Source organism: Thermohalobaculum xanthum, from assembly GCF_016623495.1.
Taxonomy (GTDB): Bacteria; Pseudomonadota; Alphaproteobacteria; order Rhodobacterales; family Rhodobacteraceae; genus Thermohalobaculum; species Thermohalobaculum xanthum.
This window is the reverse complement of record NZ_JAEHHL010000004.1, coordinates 24,319-43,793: the sequence shown is the minus strand read 5'-3', so window position 1 is coordinate 43,793 and position 19,475 is coordinate 24,319. Positions and strand designations below refer to the sequence as shown.

Below are 19,475 nucleotides of genomic sequence, written 5' to 3'. Positions count from 1 at the left end.
GAGACGCCCCCGGGGCAGAGCCGCCTTCAGGACGCCTCCCGCACAGCCCGACCGCGCCGTCGGCTCAGCGCGGGCTGCGCTTGGCCAGGATGCGTTGCAGCGTGCGCCGGTGCATGTTGAGCCGGCGCGCGGTCTCCGAGACGTTGCGGTCGCAAAGTTCGAAGACCCGCTGGATGTGCTCCCAGCGCACGCGGTCGGCGGACATGGGGTTCTCGGGTGGGGCGGGCTTGTCCTCGCCGCGCGACAGCAGCGCCTTCTCGATGTCGTCGGCGTCGGCGGGCTTGGCGAGATAGTCGACCGCGCCGATCTTGACCGCCGCGACCGCGGTGGCGATGGCGCCGTAGCCGGTCAGCACGATCGCGCGGCTGTCGGGCCGGGTCTCGCGCAGCGCCTCGACCACGTCGAGGCCGTTGCCGTCCTCGAGCCGCAGGTCGACGACAGCGAAGGCCGGCGGCCGCGTGCGGGCGATGCCGAGCCCCTCGGCCACCGTCGCGGCCTGGATCGGCTCGAACCCGCGGCGCTCCATCGCGCGCGCAAGCCGCTGGCGGAACGCGGCGTCGTCATCGAGGATGAGGATCGACGGATCCTCGCCGATCGAGGCGCGCGCCACGTTCTCGCCGGTCATCTCTTCTGCCATTCAAACCCTCCCAGACCGTTCCGGCCGGCCCCAGACACCTTTTTCTTTCGCGAGGATTGTGGTCAAACACGGTGCGAAGTCAAATCCTCCTCCATTCAGCGGAGCGCAATTCGGATGCCCAGCCGCCCCCGTGCCGACCTGATGGTCGCGCCCCTTTTCGTCGTGCTCTGGAGCACGGGGTTCATCGGCGCCAAGCTGGGATTGCCGCATGCCGAGCCGCTGACCTTCCTGACCCTGCGTTATGCGCTGGTGGTCGTGCTCATCGGCGCCTGGGTCGCCCTGTCCTCGGCCCGGCCGCTGACGCTTCGGCAGGCGGCGGACGCCGCATTGATCGGCGTGCTGATCCACGCCGTCTATCTCGGGGGCGTGTTCACCGCGATCTCGCTGGGAACCGAGGCTGGCATGGCGGCCCTGATCGTCGGGCTGCAGCCGATCGTGACCGCCCTGATCGCACGGCGCATGTTGGGCGAGCGTCTGACGCCCCTGCAATGGGCGGGCATGGCGGTGGGCGTTGCCGGCGTGGCGCTGGTGGTGGCGCGAAAGCTGGGCGACGGGGTCGGCGACTGGCGTGGCGTCGCGCTGTGCATGGTCTCGCTGGTCACGATTGCGATCGCCTCGATCCTGCAGAAGACCCGCGCAGCCGACCACCCGATGCGGGCCGCGACGCTGGTGCAGTTCGCCGCCGCGACGGTAGCGACCGCACCCTTCGCCCTGATGTTCGAGAGCAATCGCATCGACTGGACGGGCGAGTTCGTCTTCGCGCTGGGCTGGCTCGTGCTCGTCCTGTCGGTGGGCGCGGTGACGCTGCTCTACATCCTCATCCGGCGGGGAGCCGCGTCGAACGTGGCAAGCCTCTTCTTCCTCGTGCCCGCCTCGACCGCGCTGATCGCCTGGGCGCTCTTCGGTGAGACTCTGACGCCGGTCGAACTGGCCGGGGTCGCGGCAACTGCGCTCGGCGTCCTGATGGTGAACCGGCCGGCGCTGTTCCGTCGTCTGCTCGGCCGCGGCTGAGTCGACTGACTGGCGCCGCCTCAGCCCGCGAGGCCGCGCGCCTGCAGCACCCGCTCGACCTCGCCGGCCATCTCCTCGGCCGGGAAGCCGCGGCGGAACAGCCCGGCGACGCCATCGGGCAGCATGAAATAGGTGAAGCCGGTGTGGTTCATCAGGTATTCCGCGGCCGAGCCCTCGACCTCGACGCGCGCGAAATACACCTTGTAGGCATCCGCGGCGGCCTTGATCGCGGCCTCGTCGCCGGTCAGGCCGATCATCTTCGGATGCATCGCCTCGACGAAGGGCGCCAGCGCCTCGGGCGTATCGCGCGCGGGATCGACCGTCACGAAGACCGGCGTCACGTCTATTCCCTTCTCGGCCAGAAGGTCCACGGCATCGGCCAACAGCTGCACGTCGATCGGGCAGATGTCGGGGCAGAAGGTATAGCCGAAATAGACCAGCGTGGGGCCGGTGATCACCTCGGCGTCGGTCACCGTCGTGCCGTCGTGGCGGACGAGGGTGAAGGGGCCGCCGATCTCGGCGCCCGAGACGTTCACCGCCGCGGGCGACAGCGGCACGTCCCCGGTCGGCGAAAGCGCGAAGAATGCCACGGCGGCGATCACCGCGGCCATCACCGCGCCCGCCACCACCATCATCGCCCGTTGCATCGCGATCCTCCCGCACTGCGACTCGGCCCGCCGGCCTTGCCCCCTACCAAGGCCTTGCGGCGCGCGTTTGCAACCCCGTGCGGCACGATGGCATGGCTGCGGCCAGGCCGGGCGCCGCAAGCTGCTTCCCTTGGCGCGCGCTTGCAGCGATAGTCGGCGCCATGAGCGAGGCGGCGCGGAGCTATCTCTTCGACATGACCGTGCGCGGCGACTGGGTGCGCCTGCGCACGCTGGTCGTCCTGCGCTGGGTCGCGGTGATCGGCCAGAGCGTCGCCGTGCTGATTGCCTCGCAGCTTCTGGGTTTCCAGCTGCAGCTCGCCTATTGCGCGCTGCTGATCTCGGGCTCGGTGATGGTCAACCTGGTCGCCATCACCATGTTCCCGGCCGAGACCCGGCTGACGGAACAGGGCACCTGGGCGTCGCTCTGCTTCGATCTCGTGCAGCTCGTGGCGCTGCTGATGGTCACGGGCGGGCTGAACAACCCCTTCGCGCTGCTGATCCTCGCGCCGGTCACCATCTCGGCAACGGCGCTGAGGCTGCAGCCCACGCTGCTTCTGGGCATCATGGCGATGGGGTTCGTGACCGTGATGTCGACGATCCACATGCCGCTGATCCAGAGCGACGGCACGCCGCTCGAGGTGCCCGAGCTATTCCGCAGCGGCATCTCGGCGGCGCTGGCGATCGGGGTGGTGTTCCTCTCGCTCTACGCCCGGCGCGTGACGGTCGAGGGCTACGCCATGAGCCAGGCACTGACGGCCACGCAGGTGGCGCTGGCGCGCGAGCAGCGGCTGGCGGCGATCGGCGGCCTTGCCGCGGCGGCGGCGCACGAGCTGGGCACGCCGCTCGCGACCATCAAGCTGGCAGCGTCCGAGCTGGCGCGCGAACTGGCCGACCGCCCCGACCTCGCCGAGGACGCCCGGCTGATCCGCGCCGAGGCCGAGCGCTGCGGTGGCATCATGGCCGACCTTTCCCGCACCGGGCGCGATGACAGCCACGTCAAGACCGCGCCGATCTCGGCCGTGCTCGAGGAGGCGGCAGCGCCCCATGCTGCCCGCGGCAAACGGGTGATCCTGCGCATCGACGGCCGCCCGGCCGAGGACACCGGCGAGCGCCAGCCCAGCGTGCGCCGGACACCCGAGTTCATCCACGGGATGCGCAACCTGGTGCAGAACGCCGTCGATTTCGCCGCCACGACCGTCTGGATCGACGTCGAGCATGGCGAGGATCGCCTGCGCATCGCCGTCGGCGACGACGGCCCGGGATTCAGTCCCGAGATGCTGCCGCGCCTGGGCGAGCCCTATGTCTCGACCCGCGCGCGCGGACAGCGCCGCCGCAACGACGGCGAGTACGAAGGCATGGGCCTTGGCCTTTTCATCGCGCGCACGCTCCTGGCGCGGACGGGGGCGCGGATTTCCTTCGCCAACGGCACCGACCCGCGTGGCCGCCGCGCCACGGCCGCGGCGGGGCCACCCGAGGAAGCCCGGCCGCCCGGCGCCATCATCGAGCTGGTGTGGAACGCCGATGACATCGTGGTCGACAAGGCCGCGACGCGCCGCGCGCTGGGACCGAACGAGCCCGCGAACCACCCTCTCTGAGCTGGCAGGGCCCTCACCGTGCTGATGCAAGCAGTTCTTGCCTGCCCGGCGAGGAGACGAGAGGCTCGTGATGTCGTAAACCATTTGTTGACACTTTCGGCCGTCCCCTGAAATGCGGGCGGCCGGGAACCGGTCGGGCGAGGGGCCGAAGGGGACAGATGCGGCCGTGACGGAAATGGGCGCCGACCTCCTGAGCGCGACGATAGCCTTGCTGTCGTTGTCGGTCTGCGTGCTCGCGACGCTCTTCGTGCGCGAGCGCCGCGGGCGTGCGCGCGAGGTGCGCCGCCGCGAGGACCTTTCCGACGGCATGGTGCTGCGGGCGCGCAACGGCCGGATCACCGATCTGTCGGACGCGGCGGCCGAGCTTCCCGGCGCGGCGCCCGGCGCCATGCTGACCGATGTCATTGCCTCGGCGATCGGCCAGCGGCGCGACGAGGTGCAGACGGCGCTCGCCCGTCTGATCGAGACGGGCGAGCCGATGCACCTGCTGGCCCGGCGCACGGCCGGCGGGCAATGCGAGGTGATCGGCTTTCCCAGCGGTGGCGAGAGCGTCCTCGTGCTGCGCGATGCGCGGCTGATCGCGGCCGAGCTCGAGCGCGCCGAGACAGCCCTCGCGCGGCGCGAGCGCAGCCTCTCGGCCGGCTGGTACGAGCGTGAGACGATCGCCACCCTGCTCGAGATCGGCGCCACCATCGCCTGGCACCGCACCGCCGACGGGGCGGTGTCGTGGTGCGCCGGGCAGGTCCGCACCGAGATGGGTGCCGTCGCCGCCGAGCAGGTCGTGACCTTCCTTGGCGTTCGCCCGCCGCAGCGCGAGGCGGCTGACGGCATCGACCGGACACGGATCGAGATCCTGCCGCCCGGCGGGATCGAGCCGGTGTCCCTCAGCGTGGTCGAGGTGCTCAAGCCCGACGGGCGGCGCTTCGGCTTTGCCACCGACGCCTCGAACGCGGTGACAGCCGAACGGACGCTCAGCCGCTTCGTGCAGACGATGACCGAGACCTTCGCCCACCTGACCGTCGGCCTCGCCATCTTCGACCGCAACCAGAAGCTCGCGCTGTTCAACCCGGCGCTGGCGCAGATGCTGCAGCTCGACCCCGCCACGCTCGCGGCCCGCCCGACGCTGAGCGACCTCGTCGATGCCATGCGCCGCACCCGGCGCATTCCCGAGACCGGGGATTACCACCTCTGGCGCCGGCAATTGCTCGGCCTCTTCGACGACACCGAGGTGGTCGACTACGAGGACACCTGGCACCTTGCCGACGGGTCCTCGATCAACGTGCTGGCCCGACCCCACCCGCACGGCTCGCTCGCCTTCGTGTTCGACGACGTCTCCGAGCGCATGCGCCTCGAGCAGAACTACCGCCGCTCGGTCGACCTGCGCCACGCGACGCTCAACCGGCTCGAGGAAGGGCTCGCGGTTTTCGGCGCCGACGGCCTGCTGCAATTCGTGAACGACGCCTTCCACGACATCTGGGGCACCGACGCCGACAGCATCTGCGCCGGCATGCACGCGCGCGAGGTGATGCGGCTCTGCCAGGGCCTGACCATCGAGACCGAGGTCTGGCGCCGGGTGACCGGCTTCATCACCTCGGACGAGACCCGCCGGGCCTTGAGCGCGCGGGTGACGCTCGGCTCGTCGCGGATCCTCTCGGCGCGGCTCGCGCCCCTGCCCGGCGGCGCCAGCATGGTCGTCTTCGCCGACATCACCGACAGCGAGCGCATCGCGCTCGCGCTGCGCGAGCGCAACGAGGCGCTCGAGGCGGTCGAGGAGATGCGCACCGCGGTGCTCGACCAGATCTCGCATCGGTTGCGCACGCCGCTCAACACGATCTTCGGCTTCGGCCAGCTTCTGGGCGATCCGCGCTTCGGCACGCTGACCCCCGATCAGCGCGACTATGCGGACGGGATCCTCGAGGCCTCGGGGCAGCTGCTCGACACCATCGACGACGTGACCGAGCTCGCCTCGCTGCAGCTCGACCCGCTGCATGACGAGGGCGCCGACCCGCCCCTTGCCGAGACGCTGGAACTGACTCGCCAGCTGCTGGACAAGCGCGCCGTCGAGGCCGGCGTGGTGCTCGCGACCGAGCTGCCGGATGCCGCGATCAAGCTGCGCTGCGACGCGGTGCGCCTGCGCCAGATCGTGTTCAACATGGTCGCCGGAGCGATCCAGCGCAGCCCGTCGGGCACCCGCATCCTCCTCTCGGCCACCGAGCCTCAGCCGGGCCGCGTCGAGATCGTGGTCACCGAGCGGCGAGAGGCCGAGATCCCGCTTGCCGATTTCGCCGAGGACGGCGAATCCCTCGCCTTCTCGGTCATTCGCCGGATGGTCGTGAACGAGGGTGGCCGGTTCGAGCGGCGGCGCGGCACCCGGCCGAGCGACGCGGTCAGCGTCTGCAGCTTCGATCGCGGCGCGGCCGAGGAAAGCCCGTCGCGCGCATCGCACGAGGCCCGGCCCCAACCCCTGCCGCTCACCCGCTGACGCGCGCGGCCGATCCCTCGCGCCGAACATCTGGCAAGCCCGCCGCGTTCGCGCTAACACCGACGGGTGGCCGGAGGCGCGGGACCGGCACCCTGCCCCCCGCGCCGGTGGAGAGCGAGACCGATGACCCCGACACGCGCGCGCGACGAGCGCCTGACCCTTGCAGACGAGGCCGCCACGACGGCCCTCGGCGCGCGTCTCGCCGACGCGCTCGGGCCCGGCGACTTCATCGCGCTCACGGGATCGCTGGGGGCCGGAAAGTCGGTGCTGGCCCGCGCCATCCTGCGCGCGCTTCTGGGCGAGCCCGACGCACTGGTGCCCTCGCCCAGCTATACGCTGGTGAACGTCTACGACACCCCGCGCGGCGAGGTCTGGCACGCCGACCTCTACCGTCTTGCCAGCGCCGAGGAGGCGCTTGAGCTCGGACTCACCGACGCGCTCTCCCATGCCGTACTCCTGGTTGAATGGCCCGATCGCCTTGGCGCGGCGCTGCCGGAACGCCGGCTCGAGATCGCCCTCGCGCCCGGACCGGACGACCCCGGGGCCGATGCGCGCGACGCCCGGCTGGTCGCGCACGGGGCCGGCTGGGACGCCGTGCTCGAAGCCGCGAGGGAAAGCGCATGACGACCGGATCCGCACTCCGCCGGGCCGCGGCACTCGAGGCCTTCCTGCGCGACGCGGGCGCGGGCGGTGCGGCGCCGCGTCCGCTGGCGGGCGACGCCTCGAACCGGCGCTACCTGCGCCTGACGCTGCCGGACGGGCGGCCCGCGGTGGTGATGGACGCGCCACCCGAGCGCGGCGAGGACATCCGTCCCTTCGTCGCGGTCACCGGCTGGCTGCGCGGCATCGGCCTCTCGGCCCCCGCGATCCTTGCCGCGGACCCGCAGGCGGGCTTCATGCTGCTCGAGGATCTTGGCGACGACCTCTATGCCCAGGTCTGCGCCGCGACCCCGGCGGCCGAGCCCGAACTCTACGCCGCCGCGGTCGACCTGCTTGCCGGCCTTGCCCACCATTCCGCCCCCGCCCGCATGGGGGATTTCACCCTGCCGCCCTATGACGAGGCCGTGCTTTGGCGCGAGGCAGCGCTCGCGGTCGAATGGTGGCTGCCGGCCGTCACCGGCGCCCCGGCCAGTCCCGATCTCGTGGCCGAGTACCGCGCGCTCGTCGATGCCGCGACCACCGCGGTCGCCGGCGCACGCGATGTGGTGGTGCTGCGCGACTATCACGCCGAGAACCTGATCTGGCTGCCGGCGCGTGCCGATGCCGCGCGCGTGGGCCTGCTCGACTACCAGGACGCGCTGGCCGGGCACGCGGCCTATGACCTCGTCTCGCTGCTCGAGGACGCGCGGCGCGACACCTCGGCCGCCCTGCGCGAGGCGATGATCGCGCGCTACCTCGACCGGCGCGGGCTGTCGGGTGCGGCGGCGCGCGAGTTCCGCGCCGCTTATGCCGCGCTGGGAGCCCAGCGCAACCTCAAGATCGTCGGCATCTTCGCGCGCCTCGCGATCCGCGACGGCAAGCCCCGCTATCTCGCGCTGATCCCGCGCGTCTGGGGCCACCTGTCACGCGATCTCGAGCACCCGGCGCTTGCGCCGCTCGCGCGGCTGGTCGACGCGCATGTTCCCGCACCCGATGCCGCTGCGCTCGCCCGTGCCGCAGCCGCGGCCGAACGCCGGGCCGAGGCCCCCACACCGTGAGCGTCCGGCCCGACACCGCGATGATCCTCGCCGCGGGGCTCGGCACCCGGATGCGGCCGCTGACCGACTGGATGCCCAAGCCGCTGATCGAGGTCGCCGGCCGCACGCTGATCGACCGCTCGCTCGACATCGCCGAGGGCGCGGGCGTGGCGCGTGCGGTGGTGAACCTGCATTACCTCGGCCACATGATCGGCGCGCATCTCGAGGCCCGGGCCAAGCCCGAGATCCTGTACTCGCCCGAGGAGCCCGAGATTCTCGACACCGGCGGCGGCATCCGGCAAGCGCTGCCGCTGCTGGGGACCCATCCATTCTTCGTTCTCAATTCCGACGCGATCTTTGCCGGGCCGAACCCGCTCGACATCCTGGCCCGCGCCTGGGATCCCGGCGCGGCCGATGCGCTCATGCTCCTCGTCCCGCGCGCGCGGGCCCGCGCCTATCAGCGGCCCGGCGATTTCTTCCTTTCGGGACAGGGTCATGCCCCCGTGCGGCGCGGTGACGAGGCCATGGCGCCGCTGGTCTTCACCGGCGCCCAGATCATCGCGCCCTCGGCCTTCGCCGACACGCCTGAGGGGCCGTTCTCGCTCAATCTCGTCTGGGACCGCCTGCTCGCCGCCGGGCGGCTGAAAGCCGTCACCTATCCCGGCACCTGGGTCGATGTCGGCACGCCCCCCGGCATCGAGGCCGCGGCCGAGGCCCTGGCCAGGGCGGAGCCGGGCGCGTGACCCTCTTCGCCCCGCAGGACGCCCCCCGCGTCTTCGCGGTGCCGCCCGGCGCGGACTATGCCGCGGCCCTCGCCGAGGGGATCCACCAGCGGCTTGGCGCGGCCCCGCCCGAAGCCGCCGCCCGGATCGAGATCCGCGCCAACACGCCCCGCGCCGCCCGCGCGATCGAGGCCGCTCTGGCCGCCCGTGCCATCGGCCCCGGCGACGGGGCGGCGCTCCTGCCAAGGGTCGGACTTCTCTCGGCGCTGGCGGACGACCCGCTCGCCCTGCCGCACACGCCCCGCCCGGTCGACCCGCTGCGCCGGCGGCTCGCCCTCACCCGGCTGATCGAGCGATTTCTCGAAACGGGCGCTGGGCGCGCAACGCCGCCGCTGGCCGCCGCGCCCGACCTTGCCGACAGCCTCGCCGACCTGATCGACGAACTCGACGAATGGGGCATCCCCCCCGGCCAGCTCGACGGCCTTGTCGAGGGCGACCTCGCGCGGCACTGGCAGGAAGCGCTGGCCTTCGCCGATATCGTGCGCAGCGCGTGGCCCCGGATCCGGGCCGAGATCGCCCCCGATCCGCCGAACCTCGGCGCGCCCGACCCGGCCGCCCGCGCACGCCGCGCCGTCGAGGCGATCGCGTCCCGGTGGGCGGCCGAACCACCGGCGCATTCGCTGATCGCCGCGGCCTCGACCGGCGCGCGGGCAATGACGGCGCCGCTGATGGCGGCGATCGCGCGCTTGCCGCAAGGCGCGGTGGTCCTGCCCGGCTTCGACCCAGACATCGAGCCCGAGGTCTGGCGCCAGGTCGGCCCCGATCATCCGATGGGCCCATTCCGCGCCTTCCTCGACCGGCTCGACCTCGCGCCCTCTGATGTCAGGCCCTGGACGCCCCAGCCGCGCAGCCCCCGGCTCGATCTGCTCGCCCAGGCGCTCAGGCCCGCGCCGGTCACGGACGCCTGGGTCGCGGCCGCGCCCGCGCTGCGCGCCGATGCGGCCGCCGCGACCGAGGGGCTTTCGCTGATCGAAGCGCGCAACGAGACCGAGGAGGCCGCCGCCATCGCGATCGCCATCCGCCGCGCGATCGCGGCGCCCGGCTGCCGCGCAGCACTTGTCACCCGCGACGGCCAGCTTGCCCGGCGGGTCGGGGCCGAGCTCGCGCGCTTCGGCATCGAGCCCGACGACGCGCTGGGCCGGCCGCTCGCCGACAGCGCGGCCGGCGTCTTCCTGCGCCTGATCGCGGCGGTGGCGTCCGGCCGCGCCGACCCGCTGGGCCTTGTCGCGCTGATGCAGCATCCGCTCTGCACCCCGGGCATGGCGCGGGGCGCGCATCTCCGCCACGCGCGTGCCTACGAGATCGGCGTGCTGCGCCGGGTCAGGGACCCGGGTCTCGCGCCCGGCCGCCTGCCCTCCTGGCCGACGCGCCCCCGCGACCCGCGCGCCGACTGGCGCGCCCCGCCCGAGGGATTCGAGCCATGGCACGCCGCGATCGAGGCCGCCCTTGCGCCGCTGGTCGCCGCGCTGGCCGATGGCGCGCCGCTGGCACAGGTCGTGGAGGCCCATGCCGCCTGCGCCGAGGCGCTCTCGACACCGGACCCGGAGGCAGGCCAGCCCCAGGTCTGGCTCAAGTCCGACGGGCAGGCGCTGCGCGCGCTCATGCGCCGGCTCGCGGATGCGGCCGACGCCTATGGCCCGACGCCGGTGCCGCGCTACGCCGCGCTTCTGACCACGCTGATGCGGGGCGAGACCCTGCGGCCCGAGGCCGAGCGCCCGCATCCCCGGGTGATGATCTGGGGCACGCGCGAGGTCCGGGCCGAAACCGCGGACCTTGTGATCCTCGGCGGCCTCAACGAGGGCAGCTGGCCCCCCGCACCGGGCGCCGATGCCTGGCTCAGCCGGCCGATGCGCGCGACCCTGGGCCTGCCCGCGCCGGAACGCGAGATCGGCCTCTCGGCCCATGACTTCCTGCAGGCGGCGGCGCGGCCGCAGGTGGTCCTGAGCCGCGCGCTTCGGTCCGGCGGCGCACCCACCGTCGCCTCGCGCTGGCTGGTGCGGCTCGAGAACCTGCTCCAGGGCATCGACGGCGCGGCTCTCGCGGCGATGCGCGCGCGCGGCCAGGCGCTTCGCGATCTGGTCCCGGCACTACATCGCCCTGACCCGGCCGCAGCACCTCTGCCCGCCGCCACCCGGCCGGCCCCCCGCCCGCCACGCGCGGCCAGGCCCCGGCGTCTGTCCGTGACGCGCATCGAGACCCTGATCCGCGACGCCTACGCGATCTATGCCGAGCGCATCCTGCGGCTCTCGCCGCTCGATCCGCTGGGCAAGACCCCGGACTTCCTCGACCGGGGCAACGCGATCCACGCGATCCTGCACCGCTTCGTGGCCGAGGCGCCGCCGGGTCCCGCCGACCCGGTCGCCGAGCGCGCGCGCCTCCTGGCGATCGCGGAGGCCGAACTGCGCGCCCGCATTCCCTGGCCCGCGACCCGCCGCGCCTGGGCTGGTCGCCTCGCCCGCGCGGCCCAGTGGTTCGTCGATGGCGAGGCGCAGCGGCGCGGTGCCGGGCACCCCGTTGGCCTCGAATGCCGCGGGCGCTTGGTGATCGACCTGCCCGGCGGCCCCTTCGAACTGACCGCAACTGCCGACCGAATCGATGCGGTCGAGGGGGGCGCGATGATCTACGACTACAAGGCGGGCAGCCCGCCCAGCCCGAAGCAGATCGGGGTCTTCGCGCAGCAGCTGCACCTGCAGGCCCTGATCCTCGAGGAAGGCGGTTTCGAGGGGGTTCCCGCCATGCAGGTGCTGGGCGGCGCCTATCTCGGGCTCACCGGCTCGGGCAAGGGCGGCGCCGAGACCACACCCCCCAGGGACGCGCCGCTGCGCGAGACCCTCGGCCTACACCGCGAGCGGCTGATCGACCTGCTAACGGCCTACGAGAGCGACGAGATGCCCTATCTCTCGCGCGGGCGCGCCGAGTTCGGGGCCGAGGAAGGCACCTACGACCATCTTGCACGGCGCGCCGAATGGGAGGCCGCCGACCCCGGCGGCGGTGGCGTGCCTTGAGCGTCGGGCCCACCCTTGCGCAACGCCAGGCGGCGGACCCCATGGTCTCGGCCTGGGTCGGCGCCAATGCCGGCTCGGGCAAGACCCGCGTGCTCACCCAGCGCGTGGCAAGGCTCTTGCTCGCGGGCGCGCGGCCCGAGCGGATCCTGTGCCTCACCTACACCCGAGCCGCCGCGGCCGAGATGCAGAACCGCCTGTTCGGCATGCTGGGCGGCTGGGCGATGGCGCCCGACACGGAACTGGGCGCCGATCTCGCCGCGCTCGAGGGGGCGGCGCAGCCGATCACCGACCCCGCCCGTCTTGCCCGTGCGCGCACGCTCTTCGCCGCGGCGCTCGAGACCCCCGGCGGGCTCAGGATCCAGACCATCCACGCCTTTTGCGACGCGTTGCTGCGGCGCTTTCCCCTCGAGGCCGGGATCTCGCCGCGCTTCGAAGTGCTCGACGACCGCCAGAAGGCATTGATGACCGACGCGATCCTCGCCGAGCTGGCCGCCGAGGCCGAAAGCGCGGGCGGCGGCCCCTTCGACCGCATCGCCGCGCGCCTCAACGAGGGCGGCATCACCGCCCTGACCGAAGCCGTGCTGGCGCGGCGCGAGGATTTCCCCGCGGTCCCGGTCGGCCCGCGCATCGCCGCCCATCTGGGCGAGGACGCGGCACTGGGGCCCGAGGCCGCGGCACGCACGGCGCTCGACGCGCTGGACTGGGACGCGCTGGGCGCCCATGCCGATCTCCAGCGCCGTGTCGGCAGAGCGACCGGCGCGCGCGTGGCCGAGGCGATCGAGACCGCCTTGACCTTGCGCGCAACCGACCCCACGGACGCGGCCGGGGCCCTGCTCGGCGCCTATCTCAAGCAGGATGGCGAGCCGCGCAGCCGGCACAATTTCCCGGTATCCGCCGTGCTGGCCGCCGATCCCGGCGCGGGCGAGCTGACCGACGAGATGCTGGCCTGGGCGGCCGGTGCCGCCGACGCGATGCGGCGGGCCGAGGCCGCGGCCCGCGCGGCCGACCTCGACGCCTTCGCCCGCGCGTTTCTCGAGCGCTACGACGCCGCCAAAGCGGCGCGCGGGCTGCTTGATTTCGACGATCTCGTGGGCCGGGCGCGCGACCTGGTGGCGCGCTCGGACCTGGCGGCCTGGACGCTCTACAAGCTCGACCGCGGCATCGACCACATCCTCGTGGACGAGGCCCAGGACACCGCTCCCGCGCAATGGGACGTGATCCGTGCCGTGACGCAGGAATTCTTTTCGGGCGAGGATGAGGGCCGCGCGCGCAGCCTGTTCGTCGTCGGCGATGAGAAGCAGTCGATCTATTCCTTCCAGGGCGCCGAGCCGCGCGCCTTCGGCTCGACGCGCGACGAGCTCGCGGCCTGGCTCGACGCCATGGGGCGCAGCCTCGCGCGTCCCGCGCTCACGACCTCGTTCCGCTCGGCGCCCGGCATCCTCGACTTCGTCGACGCCGTCTTCGCCGGAGAGGCGGCCGAAGGCCTGACCGTCGACGGCACCAGCGTCGAGCACAGCGCCCACCGGGCGGGCGACGCCGCGCGCATCGACCTCTGGCCGCTGGTCGAGCCCGCGGGCGCCGAGGACGACGGCGAGTGGTGGCGCCCCGTCGACCAGCCGCCGCCCGGCGCGCCCAAGCTGCGGCTCGCGCGCATGCTGGCCACCGAGATCGCGCGGATGCTGGCCTCGGACAGCCTGCCGCCGCGCGCGAACCGGCCCGCGCGGCGCGTGCGCCCGGGCGACATCCTCGTTCTGGTCGCGCGGCGCGACCTGCTGGCGCGGGCGCTGATCCGCCAGCTCAAGGCGCTGGGCGTGCCGGTCGCGGGCGCCGACCGGCTGACGCTGGCGGGCGAACTGGCGGTCAAGGACCTGATGGCGCTGATCCGCGTCTCGATCACGCCCGACGACGATCTCGCGCTGGCAGCGCTCCTGCGCTCGCCCGTCTTCGGCATGTCCGAGGACGCGCTCTTCGACCTTGCCCACGGCCGCGCCCGGGGACAGGGCTTGCGCGACCGCCTGCGCGCGGCGGGCCCGCCCGAGGTGGTCGCCGTGCTCGACGACCTCGCCGCGCGGGCGGACTTCCTACGGCCCTACGAGTTCCTGCAGCGTGCCCTGATCCGCCACGGCGCGCGGACCCGGCTGATTGCGCGGCTGGGCGCCGAGGCCGAGGACCCGATCGACGAATTGCTCGAGCAGGCGCTGGCGTTCGAGGCACGCGAGACGCCCAGCCTCGCGGGCTTCGTCGCTTGGGTCGAGGCGGGCGAGATCCAGGTCAAGCGCGAGATGGACGCCGCCGCGGGCGAGGTGCGGGTGATGACCGTCCACGGCGCGAAGGGGCTCGAGGCACCGGTGGTGATCCTGCCCGACACCATGGCGCGCCCCAATCGTGGCGGCGGCAGGCCGCGGCTCTTCACCCTTGGCGAGGCGCCCTCGGGCGGGAACGCGCCCGCCGCTCCGCTGGTCGCCTGGGCCGGCGCGACGGCCGGCGAGCCCGAGGCGGTGCGCGCGGCCGCGGACCGCGCCGCGGCCCGCGAGGCCGACGAGCGGCGGCGGCTTCTCTATGTCGCGCTCACCCGCGCCGAGGACTGGCTGATCCTGTGCGGCGCCGGCGACCCGGCGCGCGCCGAGGACACCTGGCACGGGCTGATCGAGGCCGGAGCCGAGCGCCTCGGCGGCTGGACCGAGGTCGCCGGCCCCGCGGGGCTGGAAGGCCCGATCCGGCGACGCGAGAGCGGCCCAGAGGCCAGCACGGCCATCCCCGGCGAAACCTGCGCGCCGGATGCCGACGCCCAGCACTCCGCCGCTCAGCCGCCCGACCCACGCCCGCTGCCCGACTGGCTCGGCCCGGCGGCGGCCGAGGCCCGCCCCGCCGCGCCGCTGGCGCCCTCGGGCCTCGCGCCCGACAGCCCCGAGGCACCCGCGGGCGGCGCCGGGCGCGGCCGCGACGTCGCGCTCGATTACGGCACGGCCGTGCACCTGCTGCTCGAACGGCTCGCCGGTCACGACGCGCGAGCGCGGGCCGAGCTTGCCGGGCCGCTGCTCGCCCAGGCGCTGCCTGACCTCGACCCCGCGCTTGCCGAAGGTGCCCGTGCCGAGGCCGAGGCGGTGCTGGCCGCGCCCTTCGCCGCCCGGCTCTTCGGCGCCGGGACGCTGGCCGAGGTCGCCATCGCCGCCCGCCTGCCCGATGGTCGCGAACTGTCCGGCCGCATCGACCGCCTTGTCGTGACCGCGACCGAGGTGCTCGCCGTCGACTTCAAGACCGACCCGGCCCCGCCCGCCACGCCCGACGGGGTGCGCGCGGAATATCTCGTGCAGCTGGGTGCTTACCGCACGGCGCTTGCGCGCATATACCCGGGCCGCGCGGTGTCGGCGGCGATACTCTGGACCGCCGCGGCGCGGCTGATGCCGCTGCCGGACGGGGTGGTGGACGCGGCTTTTGCCGCGGCTCTCGCCGACCAGCCCGCCTAGGGCACCTGAATCGGCGCACATCCGCGTGACGACGGAGTGGCTTGATTCCGGCCCGGCCGCTTCATAGCTTCGTCACTCGCGGGAAACGACCGCCGCCCCTTCGCCGGGGCTGCCAGACAAGGGGAAGACTCATGGCGACCATGCATGTGAGCGACGCCAGCTTCGAGAGCGACGTGCTCAATTCCGACCTTCCGGTCGTGGTGGACTTCTGGGCCGAATGGTGCGGCCCCTGCAAGCAGATCGGCCCGGCGCTCGAGGAGCTGGCAAACGAGATGGCCGACCGGGTGAAGGTCGCGAAGGTCAACATCGACGACAACCCCAACGCGCCGTCGAAATACGGCATCCGGGGCATCCCGACGCTGCTGATCTTCAAGGACGGGCAGGTCGTCGAGCGCAAGGTCGGCGCCGACTCGAAGCGCGGCATCGCGAACTGGATCGAGGACGCGATCTGACGCGTCCGGCGGGCCCGCGCGCGCCGCGCGTCCGGGCCCAGGGGAAAGACACGAACGCCCCCGCGCCGGGGGCGTTCTTTTTTCACGCCCCGCCGTCTGGGCGCGCGCTATTCGACCGTCACCGTGATCCGCTCGGACATCACTGGCGGCGCGTGCGGAATATGGTTCATGTCGCCCATGACCAGCTGCAGGGTATGGCTGCCCGGCGGCAGCTCCAGCGTGACCTCGGTCTGGCCGCCGCCGAAATGGCGGTGGTTGTCGTCCGCGGGGATCGGCTCGTCGAGCTCGGCGCCCTCGATCGTCTCGTCGATGATCAGATGGTGATGCCCGGTCTTTTCCTTGTCGACCCCGGCGGGAGCGACGCCGATGCCTCGCGCGCCGAAGCGGATCGTGACCGGGTTCTTCAGCGTGTCGCCATCGCTGACGCCGATGAAATAGACCTCGGCCCCCTCGGGCGCCGGGGTCTCGCCCGCCACGGCACTGCCCGGCAGGGCGCAGGCAAGCGCGAAGGCGAAGGCAAGGCTGCTGGCCGGAACAAGGCGTCTCATGCGTCATTCTCCTCCCGTGTCGCGCGGGGGCGCGGTGCCCGCGGCAAGGATGCTAAGGCCTGCATCCGAAAATGCGAGGACTTCCCGCCGGCGCGCCCGGCCTGCGCTCAGCGCGCCGGGCGGAACATCGGGTAGAGCGGCGGCGCGCGCCCGGTGTCGATCAGCCCGACCTCGTGGAAGCCGTGCCGCTTGTAGAGCGACAGGTTGGCGGGGTTCGTCGATTCCAGGTAGGCAGGCCTGCCGTCGCGGTCGCATTGCCGCAGCCCCTCCGCCAGCAGGGCCGAGCCAAGGCCCTTGCCCTGGCGCGCGGGGTCGACGGCGATGAAGGCCAGGTGCCAGCAGGGCTCGTCGGGGTGATGGCGCTCGATCTGCTCGAAGGTCGCGAACAGCGCCTCGTGCTTCTCGGGCGCCACGGTCTCCTCGAAACAGGCGATCAGGCGCTCCTCGTCGGGATGCGCGCCGGGCGGCAGCCACAGCGCGGCCGCCGTGAAATCTCCGTTGCGCTGGGCCGCGCCGTGCTCGAACGCCCCTCCGCCGAAATGCTCCATCACGCGAGGGAAGTTCGCCAGAAACGCGCGCGGCTCGGGGTAGAGCCAGCGGATGAAGGGGTCGGCGACAAAGCCGAGCGCGAGTCCGGCAAAGACCCGGTCGGCCTCGGGTCGGTCTGAGATGCGGAACATGGCGCCTCGCTGGCAAGGTTGCCCGGGCCACCCCACAAAAAAAGCATCGCGCCGCGGCACCCGCGTGTCAAACGCGCCGGGGCCGCGCGGGCAGGGCGTGGCGCGCGGCCCTTCGGATGCAAAGCAGGTTTCCCCAAAGCGCTCTTGGCGGCCCGCGCGGCTCGGGCTAGCGTGAGCGCCATGCAAGATGATTTCGATACCGGCCGTCGCTGGCACGACATGGGCGGGCTGCCCGGGGGCAGCATCGACCGCGCCCAGCATGACTTCGCGCTGTGGGAGAAGCGGGTCGACGCGCTCGTGATCCTGTGCGGCAACAAGGGCTTGTTCTCGGTCGACGGGCTGCGCCGCGCGCTCGAGGACATGGGGCCGCAGGCCTTCGAGGAGCTGACCTATTACGAGCGCTGGGTCTCGGCCTGCGCCCAGAACCTCGTGGAATGCGGCGTGATCACGCTCGACGAGCTCAACGCCCGCATGAACGAGGTCGCCGCCCGCGGCGCAACCTATGGCGAGGCCCAGGGCCATGGCGAGGGGGGCGCGTCATGACCGCGCCGCTGCCCGAGGTCGTCCCGACCGGCTTCCCGCCGCCATACCCCACCGCGGGCGGGCGCTTCCGCCCGGGCCAGGCGGTGCGGGTCCGACACGGCATGGCGCTCGGCCACCTGCGCACGCCCTTCTACCTGCGCGGCCGGGTCGGCCGTATCGAGCGCATCTGCGGCGATTTCCAGAACCCCGAGGAACTGGCCTACAACCACCGCAACGGCATGGCCCTGACGCTCTACCGCGTGCGCTTCACCATGGCCGAGATCTGGGGCGAGACGGCCGAGCGCCCCGCCGACACGCTCGACGCCGAGATCTTCGAGCACTGGCTGGAGCCTTCCGATGCCGCATGACCACGACGATCACGACCATGCTCACGGGCATCACCACCACGGGCTGAGCCCTTCCGGCCATCCCTACCGGCCGGACGACGACACCGCACTCTCGCGCTTCCAGGTCATGGAGATCGCGCTGCGCGAGCTCCTGATCGAGAAGGGCATCGCCACCGCGCCCGAGATCATGGCCCAGGTCGAGCGCATGGACGCCCGCTCGCCCGCGCTCGGCGCCCGCGTGGTGGCCCGCGCCTGGACCGATCCGGCGTTCAAGGCGCGCCTTCTGGCCGACGGCTCGGCCGCCTGCCGCGAGATGAGCATCGAGGTCGACGCCCTCAAGCTGGTGGTCGTCGAGAACACGCCGCAGGTGCACAACGTCGTCGTCTGCACACTTTGTTCGTGCTACCCGCGCAACCTTCTGGGCCTGCCGCCCGACTGGTACAAGGCCCGCGCCTACCGCTCGCGCGTGGTGCGCGAGCCGCGCGCGGTTCTTGCCGAGTTCGGCACCCACCTGCCCGACGATGTTCGGGTGCAGGTCCACGACTCGACCGCCGACATGCGCTACCTCGTGCTGCCCGCCCGCCCCGCCGGAACCGACGGCTGGAGCGCCGAGCGCCTTGCCGAGCTGGTCGGGCGCGACGCGATGATCGGCGTGACGCTGGCCCGCGCGCCGGAAGAGCCAGCCCCCGCATGATCGCCCGCATCGCCGCCGCCACCGAGCGGCTGACGCCCGAGACGCGCGGCGCGCTCGGCGTGGTCGTCGCCACGCTGTTCTTCGTCGCCATGGACGCGATCGCCAAGGACCTGGCGGCGCGGATGCCGCCGCTCCAGGTGGTCTGGGCGCGCTATACCGGCCAGACGCTGTTCCTGATGGCGATCTTCGCCCCGCGCCTGCCGCGGCTGCTGCGCAGCGCGAACATGCGCATCCAGGGGCTGCGCTCGGCGCTGCTCTTCGCGGTCACCATCCTCTACTTCACCTCGCTCAAATACCTGGCGCTGGCCGAGGCGGCGGCGCTGATGCAGCTTGCGCCCCTGATGATCGTCGGCCTCGCGGCGGTGATCCTGCGCGAGCAGGTCGGCCCGCGGCGCTGGACCGGGGTGGTGCTGGGGCTACTGGGTGCGCTGGTGATCCTCAAGCCGGGGCTTGGCGTCTTCCAGCCCGCGGCGCTGCTGGCGGTGGGCTCGGCCCTGTGCCTCGCGGCCTACCAGATCGCGACGCGGATGCTGGGGCAGGCGGATTCGATCTGGACCACGATGCTCTACACCACCGGCTTCGGCACGCTCTGCGCCAGCGCGGCGCTGCCGCTGGTCTGGGTGACACCTGAGGCCTCCGACGTGCCGCTCCTGGTCGGGATCGGCCTCGTGGGCTTCGTCGGGCACCTGGCCCTGGTCTGGGCGCTTGGCCAGGCGCCGGCGTCGCAGCTTGCACCCTTCAACTACGCGGGGCTGGTCTGGGCGATCGCCTTCGGCTTCGTGATGTTCGGCGAGATGCCCCAGGCCACCACGCTGGCCGGCGCGGGGGTCATCGTTGGCGCGGGGCTCTATGTCTGGCATAGAGAGCGGGTCCGAGCGGCGCCCCGGCCACGCGGCTGAGCGCCGATGCCCCGAGCCCGCAACCCCGAAC

The 19,475-nt window shown here is 72.9% G+C and carries 17 protein-coding genes; 13 read left to right on the top strand and 4 right to left on the bottom strand.

The features are described 5' to 3' along the window. Positions 1-64 precede the first annotated feature (64 nt). Positions 65-625, bottom strand: a complete 561-nt coding sequence (locus H0I76_RS07880; protein ID WP_407704261.1) for an ActR/PrrA/RegA family redox response regulator transcription factor — start codon at positions 623-625, stop codon at positions 65-67. A 126-nt stretch (positions 626-751) separates the two neighbouring features. Here H0I76_RS07880 and H0I76_RS07875 point away from each other — a divergent pair, with 126 nt between their 5' ends. Further along, positions 752-1,648, top strand: a complete 897-nt coding sequence (locus H0I76_RS07875) for a DMT family transporter (RefSeq protein ID WP_200609045.1) — start codon at positions 752-754, stop codon at positions 1,646-1,648. Positions 1,649-1,668: 20 nt separating this feature from the next. Here H0I76_RS07875 and H0I76_RS07870 read toward each other — a convergent pair whose 3' ends face one another. Further along, positions 1,669-2,295, bottom strand: a complete 627-nt coding sequence (locus H0I76_RS07870; protein ID WP_200609043.1) for an SCO family protein — start codon at positions 2,293-2,295, stop codon at positions 1,669-1,671. 161 nt (positions 2,296-2,456) lie between these two features. Between H0I76_RS07870 and regB the strand changes: the two genes are divergently transcribed. The 8 genes from regB to trxA all read left to right on the top strand — a co-directional run bounded on the left by regB (position 2,457) and on the right by trxA (position 15,754). After that, positions 2,457-3,890 carry a sensor histidine kinase RegB gene (gene regB, locus H0I76_RS07865; RefSeq protein ID WP_200609041.1) on the top strand — a complete coding sequence of 478 codons (1,434 nt, stop codon included), beginning with the start codon at positions 2,457-2,459 and terminating at the stop codon, positions 3,888-3,890. A gap of 175 nt (positions 3,891-4,065) precedes the next feature. Then, the gene (locus H0I76_RS07860) at positions 4,066-6,372 is read left to right on the top strand and encodes a sensor histidine kinase (RefSeq protein ID WP_234455217.1); all 2,307 of its coding nucleotides are present in this window, start codon (positions 4,066-4,068) and stop codon (positions 6,370-6,372) included. Positions 6,373-6,495: 123 nt separating this feature from the next. Continuing rightward, the gene (gene tsaE / locus H0I76_RS07855; RefSeq protein ID WP_200609036.1) at positions 6,496-6,996 is read left to right on the top strand and encodes a tRNA (adenosine(37)-N6)-threonylcarbamoyltransferase complex ATPase subunit type 1 TsaE; all 501 of its coding nucleotides are present in this window, start codon (positions 6,496-6,498) and stop codon (positions 6,994-6,996) included. Next, on the top strand, positions 6,993-8,069 hold the full coding sequence (locus tag H0I76_RS07850; protein WP_200609034.1) for an aminoglycoside phosphotransferase family protein: 1,077 nt from the start codon (positions 6,993-6,995) through the stop codon (positions 8,067-8,069). Before tsaE ends, H0I76_RS07850 begins: the two co-directional genes overlap by 4 nt. Further along, complete coding sequence (locus tag H0I76_RS07845; RefSeq protein WP_325166420.1) at positions 8,066-8,791, top strand: nucleotidyltransferase family protein; 726 nt, start codon at positions 8,066-8,068, stop codon at positions 8,789-8,791. The genes H0I76_RS07850 and H0I76_RS07845 overlap by 4 nt, the downstream gene beginning before the upstream one ends. Continuing rightward, positions 8,788-11,835, top strand: a complete 3,048-nt coding sequence (gene addB, locus H0I76_RS07840; RefSeq protein WP_200609032.1) for a double-strand break repair protein AddB — start codon at positions 8,788-8,790, stop codon at positions 11,833-11,835. The genes H0I76_RS07845 and addB overlap by 4 nt, the downstream gene beginning before the upstream one ends. Then, positions 11,832-15,302, top strand: a complete 3,471-nt coding sequence (gene addA / locus H0I76_RS07835) for a double-strand break repair helicase AddA (RefSeq protein ID WP_234455196.1) — start codon at positions 11,832-11,834, stop codon at positions 15,300-15,302. The genes addB and addA overlap by 4 nt, the downstream gene beginning before the upstream one ends. A gap of 131 nt (positions 15,303-15,433) precedes the next feature. Further along, positions 15,434-15,754, top strand: coding sequence for a thioredoxin (trxA, locus tag H0I76_RS07830; protein WP_200609028.1), 321 nt, complete (start codon positions 15,434-15,436; stop codon positions 15,752-15,754). Positions 15,755-15,861: 107 nt separating this feature from the next. On the opposite strand, the gene H0I76_RS07825 is transcribed toward trxA, so the two are convergent. Next, positions 15,862-16,302 carry a DUF4399 domain-containing protein gene (locus H0I76_RS07825; RefSeq protein WP_200609026.1) on the bottom strand — a complete coding sequence of 147 codons (441 nt, stop codon included), beginning with the start codon at positions 16,300-16,302 and terminating at the stop codon, positions 15,862-15,864. 107 nt (positions 16,303-16,409) lie between these two features. Beyond that, complete coding sequence (locus H0I76_RS07820) at positions 16,410-16,982, bottom strand: GNAT family N-acetyltransferase (RefSeq protein WP_200609024.1); 573 nt, start codon at positions 16,980-16,982, stop codon at positions 16,410-16,412. A 180-nt stretch (positions 16,983-17,162) separates the two neighbouring features. On the opposite strand from H0I76_RS07820, the gene H0I76_RS19575 reads away from it, so the two are divergent. From H0I76_RS19575 to H0I76_RS07800, 4 genes are read left to right on the top strand one after another with little or no spacing between them, the layout of a single operon-like run. Beyond that, a complete protein-coding gene (locus tag H0I76_RS19575) occupies positions 17,163-17,525 on the top strand; it encodes a ScnB-like protein (RefSeq protein ID WP_407704256.1) in 363 nt (120 codons plus the stop codon). Then, the gene (locus H0I76_RS19570; RefSeq protein ID WP_200609022.1) at positions 17,522-17,872 is read left to right on the top strand and encodes an SH3-like domain-containing protein; all 351 of its coding nucleotides are present in this window, start codon (positions 17,522-17,524) and stop codon (positions 17,870-17,872) included. The genes H0I76_RS19575 and H0I76_RS19570 overlap by 4 nt, the downstream gene beginning before the upstream one ends. Beyond that, positions 17,862-18,545 carry a nitrile hydratase subunit alpha gene (gene nthA, locus H0I76_RS07805; RefSeq protein ID WP_200609019.1) on the top strand — a complete coding sequence of 228 codons (684 nt, stop codon included), beginning with the start codon at positions 17,862-17,864 and terminating at the stop codon, positions 18,543-18,545. Before H0I76_RS19570 ends, nthA begins: the two co-directional genes overlap by 11 nt. After that, on the top strand, positions 18,542-19,444 hold the full coding sequence (locus H0I76_RS07800) for a DMT family transporter (protein WP_200609017.1): 903 nt from the start codon (positions 18,542-18,544) through the stop codon (positions 19,442-19,444). Before nthA ends, H0I76_RS07800 begins: the two co-directional genes overlap by 4 nt. Positions 19,445-19,475: the final 31 nt, after the last annotated feature.

Bases quoted from the DNA above. Each gene is read 5' to 3' on its own strand.
- nthA (WP_200609019.1), top strand. From the start codon at position 17,862: ATGCCGCATGACCACGACGATCACGACCATGCTCACGGGCATCACCAC.
- H0I76_RS19570 (WP_200609022.1), top strand. From the start codon at position 17,522: ATGACCGCGCCGCTGCCCGAGGTCGTCCCGACCGGCTTCCCGCCGCCA.
- H0I76_RS07875 (WP_200609045.1), top strand. From the start codon at position 752: ATGCCCAGCCGCCCCCGTGCCGACCTGATGGTCGCGCCCCTTTTCGTC.
- regB (WP_200609041.1), top strand. From the start codon at position 2,457: ATGAGCGAGGCGGCGCGGAGCTATCTCTTCGACATGACCGTGCGCGGC.
- H0I76_RS07850 (WP_200609034.1), top strand. From the start codon at position 6,993: ATGACGACCGGATCCGCACTCCGCCGGGCCGCGGCACTCGAGGCCTTC.
- tsaE (WP_200609036.1), top strand. From the start codon at position 6,496: ATGACCCCGACACGCGCGCGCGACGAGCGCCTGACCCTTGCAGACGAG.
- H0I76_RS19575 (WP_407704256.1), top strand. From the start codon at position 17,163: ATGCAAGATGATTTCGATACCGGCCGTCGCTGGCACGACATGGGCGGG.
- H0I76_RS07820 (WP_200609024.1), bottom strand. From the start codon at position 16,982: ATGTTCCGCATCTCAGACCGACCCGAGGCCGACCGGGTCTTTGCCGGA.
- H0I76_RS07800 (WP_200609017.1), top strand. From the start codon at position 18,542: ATGATCGCCCGCATCGCCGCCGCCACCGAGCGGCTGACGCCCGAGACG.
- H0I76_RS07825 (WP_200609026.1), bottom strand. From the start codon at position 16,302: ATGAGACGCCTTGTTCCGGCCAGCAGCCTTGCCTTCGCCTTCGCGCTT.
- H0I76_RS07870 (WP_200609043.1), bottom strand. From the start codon at position 2,295: ATGCAACGGGCGATGATGGTGGTGGCGGGCGCGGTGATGGCCGCGGTG.
- H0I76_RS07880 (WP_407704261.1), bottom strand. From the start codon at position 625: ATGACCGGCGAGAACGTGGCGCGCGCCTCGATCGGCGAGGATCCGTCG.
- trxA (WP_200609028.1), top strand. From the start codon at position 15,434: ATGGCGACCATGCATGTGAGCGACGCCAGCTTCGAGAGCGACGTGCTC.
- H0I76_RS07860 (WP_234455217.1), top strand. From the start codon at position 4,066: ATGGGCGCCGACCTCCTGAGCGCGACGATAGCCTTGCTGTCGTTGTCG.